Raw genomic sequence first — 13,805 nt, forward strand, 5'->3', positions numbered from 1 at the left:
CCCCTACCCCTCGGGACTCCGGATACAGCAGTGTGTCCGCAGGGTTCGGAGACGGAGCAGGATCGAGAATCGAAGGGGCAACAATGAACACTCCGCGTATCAGGGAACAAACACCACCGGTCAAGTTGCCGCCCGGGCAAACCGTGCCGAGTGCGTTGTGGGCGTGGACGGGTGCTGTCGCCGGGTTCGCCGGGATGGTGGGGATCCAGGCCAGCATGGCGATGGGTGCTGCCTATGACGAGGACAATGCCGGCAACGCCGTCGCTATCACCGCCGCGTTCGCCGAGCAACGTACCGCGATGCTCGCGATGCACCTGAGTCTCACCGTCTCGACGCTCCTCCTCCTGATCTTCGCAGCCGGTCTGTACCGGCAGTTGCGAGCGTCGCTACCGGAGTTCAGTATTCTGCCGAGCGTCGCCGCGCTCGGCCTGGTACTCACCTCGGCGGGGACCCTGCTCGGGACGGGCCTCGACACCGAGTTGCTGTTCGGTCTGTCCGACACCGACAAGATGGTGCCGGAGGTCGCGGTGTTCGCCTCGCACTGGATGGGCACGATTCCCTGGCTCTGGGTGGGGGCGGGTCTGAGCGGACTTGTGGTTGCGGTTGCCGCACTGCGTCACCGCGCGGTGCCCCGGTGGCTGGGATGGACGAGTCTCGTGCTCGGCGGCCTGACGACCCTGTTCGGAATCTCACCGCTCCAGTACATGGCAGGGTTCGTCGGTCCGGTATGGGTCCTGGTGGCGGGCATCGGTTTCGCGCTCTCTGCTCGAGGAAACCGATAGCGCGACGCCCGGTGGTCCGCGGGTGCATACTCACTCCACGATGAACGACGCCTCGACCACCGAGAAAGCAGCGGGCACCGGAGCGCCGGTGCCCGCCGCCATCGTTGCCGTCACCTCGTGGCTGCTCGCTGCCGCAGCCGTCGTCGTGTTCGTCGCTGCACGTCCCGGCCTCGATTCGAACCAGCTCTTCTTCCTCGTCGACGTTGTGGGCGCGGCTGTCTACGGGACCGTTGCGGGGGTCGTCCTCGCACGCCGGGTGCACCCGGTGCCGATCTTGCTCGGTGTCGCCTCGATCGGTGTAGGTACCGCTGCCCTGTCCTACAGCTGGACCGAGTTGGCGTCAGTCCGGCCGGAACTCCCACTGGGATTCATCGCGCCTCTCCAGAACACCGCGTGGATACCGGGCACTCTCGCGCTGTTCCTGGTGGTGCCGTGGCTCATTCGCGACCAGGCCACCGACACCGTCACCAGGATCGGGGTAGTGACCGGAACCGCCGTCACGATGTGGTTCTTCTGGGCACGTACCTACACCGAAATCCAGGACATCTGGTTTGTCGGCCCCGTCGTCGCCGCAGGATTCGCGACCGCGGGGCACGTCGCGTGGCGGTGGCGCCGGGGTCCGGTGGACGAGCGTGCAGGAATGGGGTGGCTCGCGCTCGGCAGCGCGCTGATGGCCGCCGCGTACATTCCGCTCGCGGTGCCAGGTGTGCCCTGGATGCTCACGCCCCTACTGCATCTCGCGACCCAGGCGTTCTACCCGGTGGCGATCCTCGCGGTGGTGCTGCGTCAACGACTGTGGGGGCTCGATCTCGCGGTGAGCCGTGCGGCGCTCGCGGGTAGCCTCGCCGCCGTTCTCGCTGCCGGGTATGTGGTGGTGGCCGTCGCGGTGTCGCTGATACTGCCGACGGACAATTCCGTCGTCGCACAGGCCGTGGCGGCAACGGCCGTGGCGCTTGCCGTGCAGCCCGTCCGCTCGTCGTTGACCCACCGAGTGCATCGCCTGGTCTACGGTGACGGCGCCGATCCCGCCCGCGCCGTGCGGATCCTGGGTCGGCACTTCGCGGGCGCCGAGTCCCCCGAGGTTCTGCTCGGTGAACTCGCCGCCGGTATCGGAGCCGCGCTGCGCCTCGAATCCGTGGCGGTGCGCCGTGGGAATGAAGTGATCGCTCGCTGGGGCGAACCCTCGGGGCCTGTCGAGGAGGTGCCGTTGCGCGACGGCGCACTCGCTGTCACTGCGCCACCCGGCGAAACGCTCGGCACCCGCAGTCGCGGGGCGCTCTCCGAACTGGCATCGGTGATCGAAGCCGGTCTGGTGGTGCTGCGGTCGGCCGAAGAACTCGAGACTGCGCGTCGACGCCTGACGGACGCGCGCCTCGAGGAACGTCGCACCATCCGCCGTGAACTGCACGATGGGCTCGGTCCTTCCCTCGCGGGTGTCCGACTGGGTTTGCAGGGTGCCCGGAACCTGATCGACACCGATTCCGCTGCCGCCGGTGATCTCGTCGACGAATTGTTGCGTGAGCTCGACCGGCAGGTCGATGGAGTGCGTGAATTGTCGCGCGACCTGCTCCCGCCGGTACTCGACGAACTCGGACTCACCCCTGCACTGAGCGAGCTCGCCGCGAATCACGCGCGAGGTGGGTTCCACGTCGAGCTCGATGCCGACATTCCAGCGGACATGGCGGAACCCCTCGCTGTCGCCGCGTACGGAATCGCGTCCGAAGCGATCCTCAATGCACGCCGTCACTCCGGCGCGGGAGGGTGCCGAGTGCGGATCGCCGGCGACGGGAATGTTCTCGCCCTCGACATCTTCGATGAGGGAACAGGACTCGGGTCGGACACGCGCGCCGGAGTGGGAACGCAGAGTATGCGTGAGCGGGCCAGGGGGGCCGGTGGCACGCTCCGGATCGACAGCGGCGAGTATCGCGGCACTGTCGTGCGGGCCCGGCTACCCTGGTGCGGGCGATGAACAACAGCGAGAGGATCCGAGTCGCTGTCGTCGACGACCATCCGGTCTTCCGGCTGGGCATGGCGGCATTGCTCGGCACACTCGACAGCATCGACGTCGTATGTGAGGCCAGCTCTGTCCGAGAGGCCCTCGATGTGGTCACCGCCGACGTCGACGTCGTGCTCATGGACATCGAACTGGGCGACGGGTCCGGCATCGACGCGACCCGCAGCATCGTCGAGAAGTTCCCCGAGACTCGTATTCTCGTCGTGACGATGCACGAGGACGAGGACACGCTCGTCGCCTCGATACGCGCGGGGGCTCGGGGATATCTGGTCAAGGGCGCCGACCCGTCGGGTGTCGAGAGGGCGATCCGCGCGGTCGCGGACGGCGAGATGATTGTGGGCGCAGCAGTTGCGGCGAAGGCACTCGGCGCTATGGCCGCGTCGCGAGTCCTGGCTCCGACGGTGTTCCCGCAACTGACCGGCAGGGAACGCGAGATCCTCGATCTGGTGGCGAGGGGACTCGACAACGCGACGATCTCCCGTCGTCTCGTGCTCACCCAGAAGACCGTGCGGAACCACGTGTCGAACATCTTCGGGAAGATCGGTGCAGCGGATCGCGCGAGTGCAATCGTGCGGGCGCGGGAAGCGGGGCTGGGCAGAGAAGGCTTCTGAAGTGCCCTGGGTATCGGACTCACCCCGCGGGCGCTCAGGACGGTCGGTTACTTCTGTGCCAGTTGTGCTGCGGGCTTTTCTGCCCACGCTGTTTCGACAATTTCGCTCAGTGCTTCGCCCTTCGCGAATCCGTAGTAGGCAGAGAATTGGACGACGATCTCGTCCATTTCGACCTTGGTGATGTCACCGGAGTGGAGTGCGGCTCCGACGTGGCTTCTCATGGGAGTGATGGCGTCGTTGAAAGACACGCAGGCGACCGTGATGATTCGACGCTCGCGACGGGTCAGGCCGGGGCGCTGCCAGACGTGTCCGAAGACGAAGTTGAGGATGCCCGCGTGCCGATACGGCGTGTTGTGCGGGGGTGCCGGAATGAGGTTGACGTCAGCGAACTCCTGCGCGCCGGCCTCGAAGCGCTCGTCCCATTCGGATGAGCCGAGAGTGTTGTGCGACAACGTGGGCCAGGGGGCGGGTTCCTCTCCGCGGTCGCGGTGGATCTGTGTCCATTGCCGCATGACGGCGCCTTCCAGATGTGAGGCCTTCGGCCACCCGCTGTACACGGCGAAATGGAGAACGAATTCGAGCATTTCTTCCAGTTGGATGTCGCCACTTTCGAGTGCGGCGCGCACATATGCCTCGATGGGGCCGGGCGCGTCTGCGCCGGCGACGCAGGCCAAGGCAACCCACCGCCGGTCTTTGCGGCTCAATCCGGGCCGCGACCACACCTCGCCGAAAACGAAGTCGCGTGAAACTTGTTGGAAGGGCGTGCTGATCTCGGTGGGTTCACGGTGCAGCACGGCACGGAAGGTCTCGTCGGCGTTGTTGTTGCTCATGGTCGAGTTCCTGTCGTTCTGGATGGAGTGGCGCCTGATGTTCAGGAGAGGTTCAGTGCGACGCGGATCGAATCGCGTTGAGAGGTGCGTTCGGCCAACAGTGAGAAAGCGTCGGCGAACCCGTCGAGGGAGAAGCTGTCGCCCAAGAGGTCGGCGGTGGGGATCTTCCCAGCGTTGATGAGGTCGACTGCTCGCTCTGTGTCGAGGCCTGCGCCTGGGTGCAGGGTGATTCTTCTGGTGGGAATCCAGTCCGGATGGAATCCCACCAGCGGCCCGTCCTTCATTCCCGCCACAACCACATGACCGCCTTTGCGTACAAGGTCCATGGCGAGGTTGACCGTCACCGAGCTCCCCGAGGCGGCATCGATGACGACATCGGCCATCTGCCCGTTGGTGATCTCACGAACGCGATCGACGGCATCGTCGTTCTCGACGTCGATCGTGTGGTCTGCACCGACCCGCAGCGCATGGTCGAGGCGAAAGTGGTCCCGCGCGGTCCCCGTCACGACAATTGTCGAGGCACCGGCAGCGCGTGCGGCCACGATGGTGGCCATACCCATGTGGCCAGGACCCTCGACGACGACGATATCGCTTTGTCGAACCGGTGCCACCCACGTTACGGCGCAGCTCAGCGGTTCGAAGAACGTCAGTTCGTCGGCGGGACGATCTTCACGCAGCCGGTAGACCTTCGAGCCCGGCAGCAACTCGAGATGCTCGGCGAACCCGCCGTACAGCCCTGATCCTTCGTGTATCGAGAAGTCGTGGCCGTAGATCCGGTTGCCCTCGGGTGTGATCAGCAGTTCGCGCACAGCGACCCGGTCGCCCTCGTCGACACCCCATTCGGCGGCGGTAGCCGGCCGAATCTTGTCGATACGGCCCACGATCTCGTGGCCGGGGACGGACGGGAAGGCACCTCCCCAGGAGGTGTGGATGTTGCCACGAAAATGATCGACATCGCTGTGGCACAGTCCTGTTGCTTCGACCCGCAGCACTGCGCCGTCGGTGGGCGGGTCGGGCTCCGCGAATTCGCGCTCTTCCCACGTCTTATCGCCGGAGAAAACGATGGCTCGGCTCATTGCTACACCTCTCGGGTGGTGCACTTGCGGGTCTGATCACACGCTCGAACGCGCCTTGGTGGCGATCTATGAAGCGCTCGATCTCGCTCAGTAGACTGAATAATAAGTCCTAAGACTTAGGTTGTCGAGAGATGGTTACATTTGATGCATGTCAGAACAGCGGGGACACCCCATCGCTCTGTCGCCGAAGCAGCAGTTGGTGCTCACGGCTGAGCGCCTTTACGCTCTCCACGGACTTGACGGAGTCCCCCTTCGCCACATCGGTGTCGCTGCCGGCATGGCGAACAAATCTGCAGTGCAGTACCACTTCGGCAGCAAAGAGAATCTGATCCAGGCCATCCTGATCAACCGGATCGACGGCCTGACGCATCGTCGTGAGCTCCTCGAGGCACGGTTGTCGGACGGCAACCTGCGACAGATCCTCGAAGCGCACCACCTCCCGCTGATCGAGCTCGCAGAAGATGAGGATTGCTACTACCTGCCGTTCCTGGAACTCCTCCTGCGGGAAAGTCACCCGATGGACGATCTGACCGAACGTCACCGTGAGTCCAAGCGCAGTTATTACGCCCAGTTGGATCTGCTCCTCGACCACATACCGCAACCTCTTCGCGACATGCGGATGCATCAGGCATCGGCGGTGTGCGTGCACATCTCCGCCGACCGGCATCGGATGCGCATGCACGGGGTTACTGTGGCCCCGTACGTCCTGCACGTGAGCCAACTCCTGGACCTTCTCGTCAGTATCCTGACGACGCGTCCTTCGGAGGAAACGCTCGCGGCTCTCGAAAGCTCACCCCGGGAGGCACCGGTCTTCCGAGAGCTTCCCTGAGCTCGAGGAGTCGACCGGTGCCGAGGGCGCCTGCAACGCGAGCCCCTGCGGCCGCCGCGTCGGTATAGTCTTGGCTATGGGCAAATTCAAGGATGCTGTCAATGGGATTCTGAAGCGCCGGAAACGGAATCCGGACCCCGAGCCCAAGCAACTCGATCGATGGGCCAACGAGGGCGGGGCGCTTCCGCCGACACCGCGCGGGGATTCGGAATCCCGCTGAGTCGACATCGCGGCTTTCGAACGAACGTGTATTCCGATCTCATTCGTTCAACCTTCCGTGTGGGTGTATGAAACTCGTTGAGTGCAAGGTGCTTTACGACGCGATGTGATCGCGTGTCAACTCTTCACGACTGCCTTCGCATATGCCTTCCTTGTCGACCTCGACCTGGGGCCGCGCCCGACTGCGAGCTCCCGAGATCGGTATCGCTGATCACACGGTTACGACGATCTTTCCGATCTGATCGCCGGTTTCGAGGTGGCGGTGTGCTCGGGCGATATCGTCGAGGGTGAAGACCGAGTCGATCGTGGGTTGCAGTGTGCCGCTTCGTGCTCCGGCGGAAAGGAATGCCGCGATACGCCTGGTCGTGTCGGGGTCGAGAAGCAGTTCGAATCCCACGTAGCGGTGGATGGTCAGAGGGCCGGTCATCGGGAACGGCGCAGGGCGCGGATCGAGCCAGCCGACGGCGACCAGCGTGCCACCCGGCCGGGCGGTCTGTGCAAGGTCGGACAACCCCGGGCCCATGACGGAGTCCAGGATGATGTCCGCACCGACGCTGCCGGTGAGACGCCGGACCGATTCCTGAAGGTCGTCCTCGTCGGTCACGATGACGGCGGATGCTCCCGCCGCGAGCAGTGCATCCCTCTTCGTCGCCCGGCGAGTGATGGCAATCGGTACGGCCCCGATCTGATTGGCTACCTGAATCGCTGCGAGTCCGACTCCACTGGAGGCGGCGGTGATCAGGACATGGTCGGCGGGTCGCATATGTGCCTTCTCGATGAGGGCACCGTAGGCGGTGGACCCCGCGACCCAGAGCGCGGCAGAGTGGACGGCATCGAGGCTGTCCGGCCGGGCAATGACAGCGTGTGCGGGCACAGTGGTGTAGTCGGCGTAAGTACCATTCAGGTCCGAAGCCGGGAGTGCGGTGACGATCACCGCATCACCGACGCGAAACTCTTCGACGCCCTCTCCGACAGCGTCGATGGTGCCGGTGCCCTCGCAGCCGATGCGGGCGTGTGGCAGGTGGATTGGCCTCGGGTACGTGCCCTCCCTCATCATCTGGTCGAGTCGATTGAGGCCGATGGCTTCCATCTTGATCCGCACTTCACCCGCAGCAGGTTCGTCGACGATCCGCAGGACGTCCGGGTCGCCGGTTCGATCGAAAATGACAACTCGTGGCATGGGTCAGCTCCAATGAATGCGATGTATGTCGACAGCGGCCGGTCCGTGTGAACCGACGTGAACAACGCTACGAAGCTGCTGGTTACCTCTTGGTACCTTCGAATCATGGACCCATCGGTTTCGGATGCGCGGCTCGTCGACTGCCCGGCCCGGTTGGCTGTCGAAATCATCGCGGACAAGTGGTCGGTGCTCGTGATTTTCGCGCTGAGTGAGCGGCCCCGGCGGCACGGCGAGCTGATCGCGATGATCGGGGGTGTCTCGCGCAAAGTACTCACTCAGACACTGCGAAAACTGCAGGGTTACGGTCTCGTGTACCGAGCCGAGACAACGTCGCAAGTGGAGTACCGGCTGTCCGAGCTCGGCTCCACGCTGATAGACCCGATCGAGATGCTGAACCGGTGGGGGCGGGAATACAGCGAATCGGTGGCCGATTTCCAAGAGGGGCGCACGACCTCGATGTGAGCTGTCGATCGTCAGGTGCCCGAAGTATCTCGCGCAGGGAATCGGCGAGAGAGGCTGGACTCGGCGACCACGAGAGTGACTTCGACGTGGTCGAGGGTGGCAGTCTTCTTGCGTAGAACCCTGGTGAGTTGAGCGTTGGTGAAGTCGTCGATGCTGCGCGAGCCCTCACATGCATGACCGGCCGAGGCGGCGCGCCGTGCACCGCCCCGCCGCGCCCTGCGGTGGCACTCCGGAAGAGAAGACAATTCCGTCCTCGGCGCACCCGCAGGCGCTGGTCGTCTTCCGTGTATCAAATCCGTACTGTGGGGTCGATACATGCTGTATGGGAGTAACAAGCGGTTCGTCCGGTATGTCTACCAGCGTGGAGGCTGATCTTTCGGTGTTGTCGTTCGAGTCGACCGTGCCGCGTCGGTATGTCCACCGCCAGTCCGTATCGGAAGTCTTCCTCACCGATTGCGTCACCGATTCGGAACCTGATCGGTTCGTTCTGGGTGCGCAGTGGCCACGTGCTCACGCCTTCTACCGCGGGCAGGCCGGCCGGTACGACCCGATGCTCCTCGCAGAGACTCTACGTCAATGCGTGATCTACTTGGCGCACACTCACTATCGGGTCTCGCTCCGGCAGCATTTCGTAATGCAGACGATCGAAATCGATGCTGAGCTGGATCGGCTCGGGATCGGTGCGGGTGCCGCCGAGGTCGCCGTCACTGTTGTGGTGTCGGACGTGCGGCGGCGTGGCTCGCAGGTCACGGGCCTCAACGCGGCCTTGACCTTCGAGGTCGCCGGCCGCCGAGTCGGATCAGGCTACGGCCGGGCTGCGGTGCTCACCGCTGTCGAGTACGAGACCGCTCGATGGGGTGTGGCCGGGCCGAGGGCGATCGGATCCGTGCAGGATGGTGTGCCTCTCGATGCAGCTGCGGTAGGGGTGCCCGGCAGCGGGGATGTTGTTATCGGAGCGACGGCACGACGGGGACGATGGCAGGTGCTGCCGGATCTGTCCCACCCGGTGCTGTTCGATCATCCGTCCGATCATCTGCCGGGCATGCTCATGCTCGAGGCTGCCCGTCAGGCGTCGCGAGCGGAATTCGGACTTCCGGATGTGGATATGGTGTCGATGAGCGTGCAGTTTCACCGGTTCGTGGAACTCGACTGTCGAGCCGAGATGGTTGTCTCGGACATCGATGGCGAGCCTGGGCGCGTACACGTCGTACTCGAGCAGTATGGAGCGTCGATGGCCTCAGCGACTCTGTTGTTGGAGTCCGCAACCGGTGCACGTCCGATGCCCAGGGCCCGGCACGGTGCATAGGGTTATGTCAGGCCAGCGCTGGATCGCGGATCCAGCGGGCGAGTCGGATCCTGTCGCTGTCGGGCCGGCGGTCGGGTGTCACGATGCCCGGCAACAGAAATTGCCACATCTGATCGATTCGCTGTTCGAGATCGGCCCGTCGATCGAGCACATTCGAGACTGTCTGTACCCCGGTGAACGCGGAGATCACGAACCGGGCCAGCACCGGTGGTTCGATCGTGGGGAGAAGGTCTCCCTCCGCGATTGCCGTCTCGACGAGATGTCGGCAGGCTTCGATCCAGTCCTGATACGGCCCCGGCTTGCCCGGTGTGGTGCCCGCGCTGAATTCGAGAGTCAGCCGGATGCCCGCCCGGACGATCGGATCCTCGACGATCTGTCGGCCCATTTCGTGGCAGAGCATGACGATCTGCTCGAGCGCCGAGGCATCGGTGGTGGCGATGGCTTCCACTGCGGCGATGGAAATGGTGTGTTGCCGATCCACTACCGCTTGTGCGAGGTCGTCCTTCGACTTGAAGTGGAAGTACAGGGCGCCTTTGGTGAGTCCGCTGCTCGCTTCGACGATCTCTCCGAGGCTGGCACGCTCGAACCCCAGTCGATCGAATGTCGCCGCTGCTGCGCTGACGATCTGCTGCCGGGTTGCTACTGCGCGGGCTTGCTTTGCCACACCGCGTGTCCCTTTCTCGATGATGTCCCGATAGGAGAGTTGTGACGAACCCTGACAATCGGCCTCCCCCGAAGCGCACCGTACCAGTCTGCCTGACCGAGACCGCAGGCCATACATCGAGGTCGGCCTCGACCATGCGCGTCGCGATTGTGGGCGCGAGCGGCTTCCTCGGTGGGGCCGTGCTGGACGCGCTGCTGAACCTGGGCGTCACGTGTACGGCGGTATCGCGCCGTCCGCCTACGGGGCCGTCGATGCGGGCCGTGGCTGCGGACCTGCTCGATCCCGCGGCCCTGACCGCCGCTCTTGCCGGTGTGGACGCGATAGTGCACGCCGCCTCGTACACCGGCTCCGACGACGCCCGGTGCGAGCAGATCAACGTCCTCGGTACCCGGAACCTGCTGGCGGCTGCCGCTGGGCACGGCATCGACCACGTTCTCTACCTCAGCACTATCGGTGTCTACGGTCCCGGCCCACACCGGAACATCGTAGAGGGAGAACTTGCACCGAACCCGGTCACTGCGCTGAGTGCGAGTCGCCTCGCCGCCGAGAATCTCGTGCGCGAGCACGGCGGGCTCGTGTTACGTCCCGGATTCGTCCACGGCCCGCGGGACCGGTGGTTCTTGCCCGGGCTTGCTCACATCGTGTCCACCCTCGGCGCCTGGATCGACGACGGTGCTGCACGGCAGTCGGTGATCTCGCATCGTGACGTCGGGCGGCTCACCGCAGTGCTTGCGGCGCGTGCCCTCCCCGATGAGTTGCGTGCAAGCATGCTTCATCTCGCCGACCCGACTCCGGTCAGCGTCCACGACCTCGTCCTCACCGCTGCGTCGCAGGGGTTGCTCACGGCGCCGACCACCTCGATCGGCTACGAAGAGGCGCTGAAACGAGGTCGAGAGCGTGGACTCTCGGAACGTCACGTCGACCTGGTCGGGCACGATCATCATTACGCCAGCACCCGCATCTGGGCGCATGCTGCGTTGGACGTCAGTAGCCGGTCGTAGCCCCGGCGACCGTCCCCGGCCGTTCCGGTGACAACGACCGTTGTCTGCTACGGCTCACACGGGAGGGTGTTTGCTCTGCCGCGAATGGGGTAACCTCTAGCCACCGAGCAATACCGGTCGATTGGTATCGTTTGCCGGGGAGGGCATCGATGCGTTGGGAAATGCCGTATTCGAGCGCATCGACGGGTTTGGGGGTGGACGGCAGAGAGACCAGTGATGGTGAGGCTTCTTCGGGGGGTCCTCACCATCACTGGCCTGATGGGTTCCGTCGGCGTGCGGCGCCGACGGAACCGATTGCCCGCGCACAGGGGGGGAGGCGCGGGCCGGGCCCCCGGTGGGGGGAGCACGGGGGCCAAGAACACCCTATGGGAAATCTCGACCTCGTGGGGAACCAGGATGTCGTATGCCTGCAGTGCGGTGTCTCGAAAGTGACGGGGGTGTCTTGGTGATGCCCGTGTGCCGATCGTTCTGGTCGCGGGTTTCGGAGATCACCCCGGTTTTCTCATGCCCGCTCGATCACGTCGTGGTTGATGCGTCGGCCCGCCCGACCCACACTCAACGGTTGTTCAGGAACGCATCGTGGTCGGCATGGGCGCGTCGGATGAGGTCCACCAGCCCGGCCTCCTCCCGAGCTTCCTGCCGGTACTTCGGTGCGAGCTTCTTCACCTGTTCCTCTTTGGTTATCAACTTGGCGTAGATGCGCTCGCGCTCTTCCTTGCTCGACGTGTAGTCCAGGTCGGCGTAGTTGGTGGCGTGACGTCTCGCGCCGGCGATGGCGGACTGCGCCTTACCTCGCTCACTGGTCAGCGAGGCGATGACGGTGACAACGAGCACGGCGAGGATGACGGCCAGCGATGTCCCTGTCTCGATTTCCACCACGTGCACCGGCTCGCCATGGTTGACGAACGGCAGATTGTTCTCATGGAGCGCGTGCAGGATCAGTTTCACGCCGATGAAACCGAGGATGGCGGCGAGTCCGAATGACAGATAGATGAGGCGGTCGAGCAGCCCGTCGAGGAGGAAGTACAGCTGACGAAGACCCATCAGCGAGAAGGCGGTGGCCGTGAACACGATGAACACGTTCTGGGTCAATCCGAAGATCGCGGGGATGGAGTCGAGTGCGAACAACAGGTCGGTGCCGCCGATGGCGACCATGACGAGCAACATCGGTGTCAGGGCCCGCTTGCCGTTTTCGATGGTGAACAGCTTGTCGCCGTCGTAATGCTCGCTGGTGTGGAGGAACCGCTTGGCGATTCGGATGATGAAATTGTCTGCCGAATGCGACTCCTCGGTTTCGGGCCGCAGCATGTTTCCGGCGGTGACAAGAAGGATCAGACCGAATATGTAGAAGACCCAGGCGAACGAATTGATCAGTGTCGCACCGAGAAAGATGAACGCGGTTCGGGCGAAGAGTGAGAACACGATGCCGAACAGAAGCACCTTCTGCTGGTCTTCCCGTGGCACCCGGAAACTCGACATGATGATCAGGAAGACGAAGAGGTTGTCCACCGACAACGCCTTCTCCGTCACGTAACCCGCGAAGTACTCCGATCCCATGGAAGTGCCACCGACGATGAATACCACGACGCCGAAGAGGATGGCCAGGCCCACGTAGATGGACGACCAGATCGCCGATTCCTTCAATGTGGGCGTATGGGCCTTGCGGACGTGAGCGAAGTAGTCGAAGGCGAGCAGGCCGACGATCACTGCGATGGTCAACCCCCAGGCAAGGGGAGTTACGTGCATTGTTCGCCTTCGGTCGAATGGACGGGTAGTTCGTCAGCCTAATGGCCGCTGGGGGCGTGATCCTGCGATTCGCGATGTAGACACCACGAATTCGAGTATCTGTGCAATTCGCGGAGTGCCGGTCGAGTCGGGCGAGCTCCAGCGCGCGCGGGTAGCGCCGGACCGGTGACTGCTCCAGACGAAGACGGGGCCGCCCGACCCGCGCTGTTCGTTCGAATCGCCGTCGTGTTCGCAAGCGTGACCGCCATCTGGATGCTCCTCAGCTCCGGTGTGTCCGCAATCCTCGGCGACGACTACTCGCGCGGCGCGCACGTGGTCCGGGCGATCGGAGCAACGGTCTTGACGGGGGTTAGCGCCATTCGCTTTCGCGTTTGTGGTCGTCACTGCGCTGCGCCGTAGCGGCCGCGGCGGCTGTCCTCACGCTCGGCACTACGCTTCACGCTGAATTGCTCGGAGGTGAATTCCCACGAGCACCTGTGTTCTTGCGCTGGTTGGCTTTGAAACGTGCCTTCTTCTGACGATTCCCGCATGTGTTCATGTCGCACCATTTGCGGCTGCGACTCTGGCTGGTGTCGAAGAAGGCGGCTCGGCAGGTCGGCGATGCGCACAAGGCCAGTCTTCCGTCTCGCTCGCCCGCGATGATGCTGATCGCGTCGGCTGCGATCACGCCCAACGCATCTTCTACGCGGGACGCTGAGCTGAGTCGCCATCGTCGAGTGTGCTCGAGTGTCAGGATGGCCGACGCCCGACCCTCAATGCTGCAGTCGTTGATGACGTGGACAGCAGACTCAGGGAGAGCGTCTTGGAGTGCGGTCGCTGTCGCGGCGGCGTGAATCGATTCCCTCAGCGCCCACGCGAGTTCGAGCTGTGCGGTGGTGCAGTAGTCCACGGTGAGGCCGTTCACTGCCAGCCAGTCGATGAGTCGCTGCGGCGTGGGGATGCGCTCGACAGCGTCGCCGCGACGCTCCGTCAGAGTCGCCGCGAAGCTGGTTGCCAGCACATTGCCGAGGCGAAAGTCGGGGAACTCGGCAGGCATGGAACCACCTTAGCAGGTTGCGTTCGGTCGCCAGCAGGGGTAGAACCGT

14 protein-coding genes are annotated in these 13,805 nt (G+C 64.2%); 8 read left to right on the top strand and 6 right to left on the bottom strand.

All coding sequences use genetic code 11. From position 1 onward, the window contains the following. The first annotated feature begins 83 nt into the window (after nt 1–83). Genes Q7514_RS07415 through Q7514_RS07425 form a run of 3 tightly spaced genes read left to right on the top strand, consistent with a single transcriptional unit; the run spans nt 84 to nt 3,407 of the window. Entirely contained in the window at nt 84–782 is a 699-nt protein-coding gene (locus tag Q7514_RS07415; RefSeq protein WP_330132599.1) for a hypothetical protein, read from the top strand. A gap of 40 nt (nt 783–822) precedes the next feature. Continuing rightward, complete coding sequence (locus tag Q7514_RS07420) at nt 823–2,751, top strand: sensor histidine kinase (RefSeq protein ID WP_330132600.1); 1,929 nt, start codon at nt 823–825, stop codon at nt 2,749–2,751. Then, complete coding sequence (locus Q7514_RS07425; RefSeq protein WP_330132601.1) at nt 2,748–3,407, top strand: response regulator transcription factor; 660 nt, start codon at nt 2,748–2,750, stop codon at nt 3,405–3,407. Before Q7514_RS07420 ends, Q7514_RS07425 begins: the two co-directional genes overlap by 4 nt. A gap of 47 nt (nt 3,408–3,454) precedes the next feature. Here Q7514_RS07425 and Q7514_RS07430 read toward each other — a convergent pair whose 3' ends face one another. Continuing rightward, on the bottom strand, nt 3,455–4,237 hold the full coding sequence (locus tag Q7514_RS07430) for a carboxymuconolactone decarboxylase family protein (protein WP_330132602.1): 783 nt from the start codon (nt 4,235–4,237) through the stop codon (nt 3,455–3,457). Between the two features lie 41 nt (nt 4,238–4,278). Further along, nucleotides 4,279–5,313: a zinc-dependent alcohol dehydrogenase gene (locus Q7514_RS07435; RefSeq protein ID WP_330132603.1), complete on the bottom strand. Its 1,035-nt coding sequence runs from the start codon at nt 5,311–5,313 to the stop codon at nt 4,279–4,281. Between the two features lie 148 nt (nt 5,314–5,461). Here Q7514_RS07435 and Q7514_RS07440 point away from each other — a divergent pair, with 148 nt between their 5' ends. Together Q7514_RS07440 and Q7514_RS07445 are read left to right on the top strand one after the other, a co-directional pair. After that, nucleotides 5,462–6,142, top strand: coding sequence for a TetR/AcrR family transcriptional regulator (locus Q7514_RS07440; RefSeq protein ID WP_330132604.1), 681 nt, complete (start codon nt 5,462–5,464; stop codon nt 6,140–6,142). 76 nt (nt 6,143–6,218) lie between these two features. Further along, a complete protein-coding gene (locus Q7514_RS07445; protein WP_330132605.1) occupies nt 6,219–6,362 on the top strand; it encodes a hypothetical protein in 144 nt (47 codons plus the stop codon). 210 nt (nt 6,363–6,572) lie between these two features. Here the strand turns inward: Q7514_RS07445 and Q7514_RS07450 are convergent, their stop codons facing one another. Further along, complete coding sequence (locus tag Q7514_RS07450; RefSeq protein WP_330132606.1) at nt 6,573–7,541, bottom strand: zinc-dependent alcohol dehydrogenase family protein; 969 nt, start codon at nt 7,539–7,541, stop codon at nt 6,573–6,575. A 105-nt stretch (nt 7,542–7,646) separates the two neighbouring features. Between Q7514_RS07450 and Q7514_RS07455 the strand changes: the two genes are divergently transcribed. After that, complete coding sequence (locus Q7514_RS07455) at nt 7,647–8,003, top strand: winged helix-turn-helix transcriptional regulator (protein WP_330132607.1); 357 nt, start codon at nt 7,647–7,649, stop codon at nt 8,001–8,003. 349 nt (nt 8,004–8,352) lie between these two features. Beyond that, complete coding sequence (locus tag Q7514_RS07460; protein ID WP_330132608.1) at nt 8,353–9,309, top strand: ScbA/BarX family gamma-butyrolactone biosynthesis protein; 957 nt, start codon at nt 8,353–8,355, stop codon at nt 9,307–9,309. 7 nt (nt 9,310–9,316) lie between these two features. Here the strand turns inward: Q7514_RS07460 and Q7514_RS07465 are convergent, their stop codons facing one another. Beyond that, the gene (locus tag Q7514_RS07465) at nt 9,317–9,973 is read right to left on the bottom strand and encodes a ScbR family autoregulator-binding transcription factor (RefSeq protein WP_330132609.1); all 657 of its coding nucleotides are present in this window, start codon (nt 9,971–9,973) and stop codon (nt 9,317–9,319) included. Nucleotides 9,974–10,107: 134 nt separating this feature from the next. On the opposite strand from Q7514_RS07465, the gene Q7514_RS07470 reads away from it, so the two are divergent. Then, on the top strand, nt 10,108–10,974 hold the full coding sequence (locus Q7514_RS07470; protein WP_330132610.1) for an NAD-dependent epimerase/dehydratase family protein: 867 nt from the start codon (nt 10,108–10,110) through the stop codon (nt 10,972–10,974). A gap of 555 nt (nt 10,975–11,529) precedes the next feature. On the opposite strand, the gene Q7514_RS07475 is transcribed toward Q7514_RS07470, so the two are convergent. Together Q7514_RS07475 and Q7514_RS07480 are read right to left on the bottom strand one after the other, a co-directional pair. Continuing rightward, nucleotides 11,530–12,720 (bottom strand): TerC family protein, encoded by a 1,191-nt coding sequence (locus tag Q7514_RS07475; protein ID WP_330132611.1) that lies wholly within the window; start codon nt 12,718–12,720, stop codon nt 11,530–11,532. Between the two features lie 436 nt (nt 12,721–13,156). Beyond that, nucleotides 13,157–13,756: a CGNR zinc finger domain-containing protein gene (locus Q7514_RS07480; RefSeq protein WP_330132612.1), complete on the bottom strand. Its 600-nt coding sequence runs from the start codon at nt 13,754–13,756 to the stop codon at nt 13,157–13,159. Nucleotides 13,757–13,805 lie beyond the last annotated feature (49 nt).

Origin of the sequence: Rhodococcus artemisiae (assembly GCF_036327795.1) — a bacterium.
Classification (GTDB): domain Bacteria; phylum Actinomycetota; class Actinomycetes; order Mycobacteriales; family Mycobacteriaceae; genus Rhodococcus; species Rhodococcus artemisiae.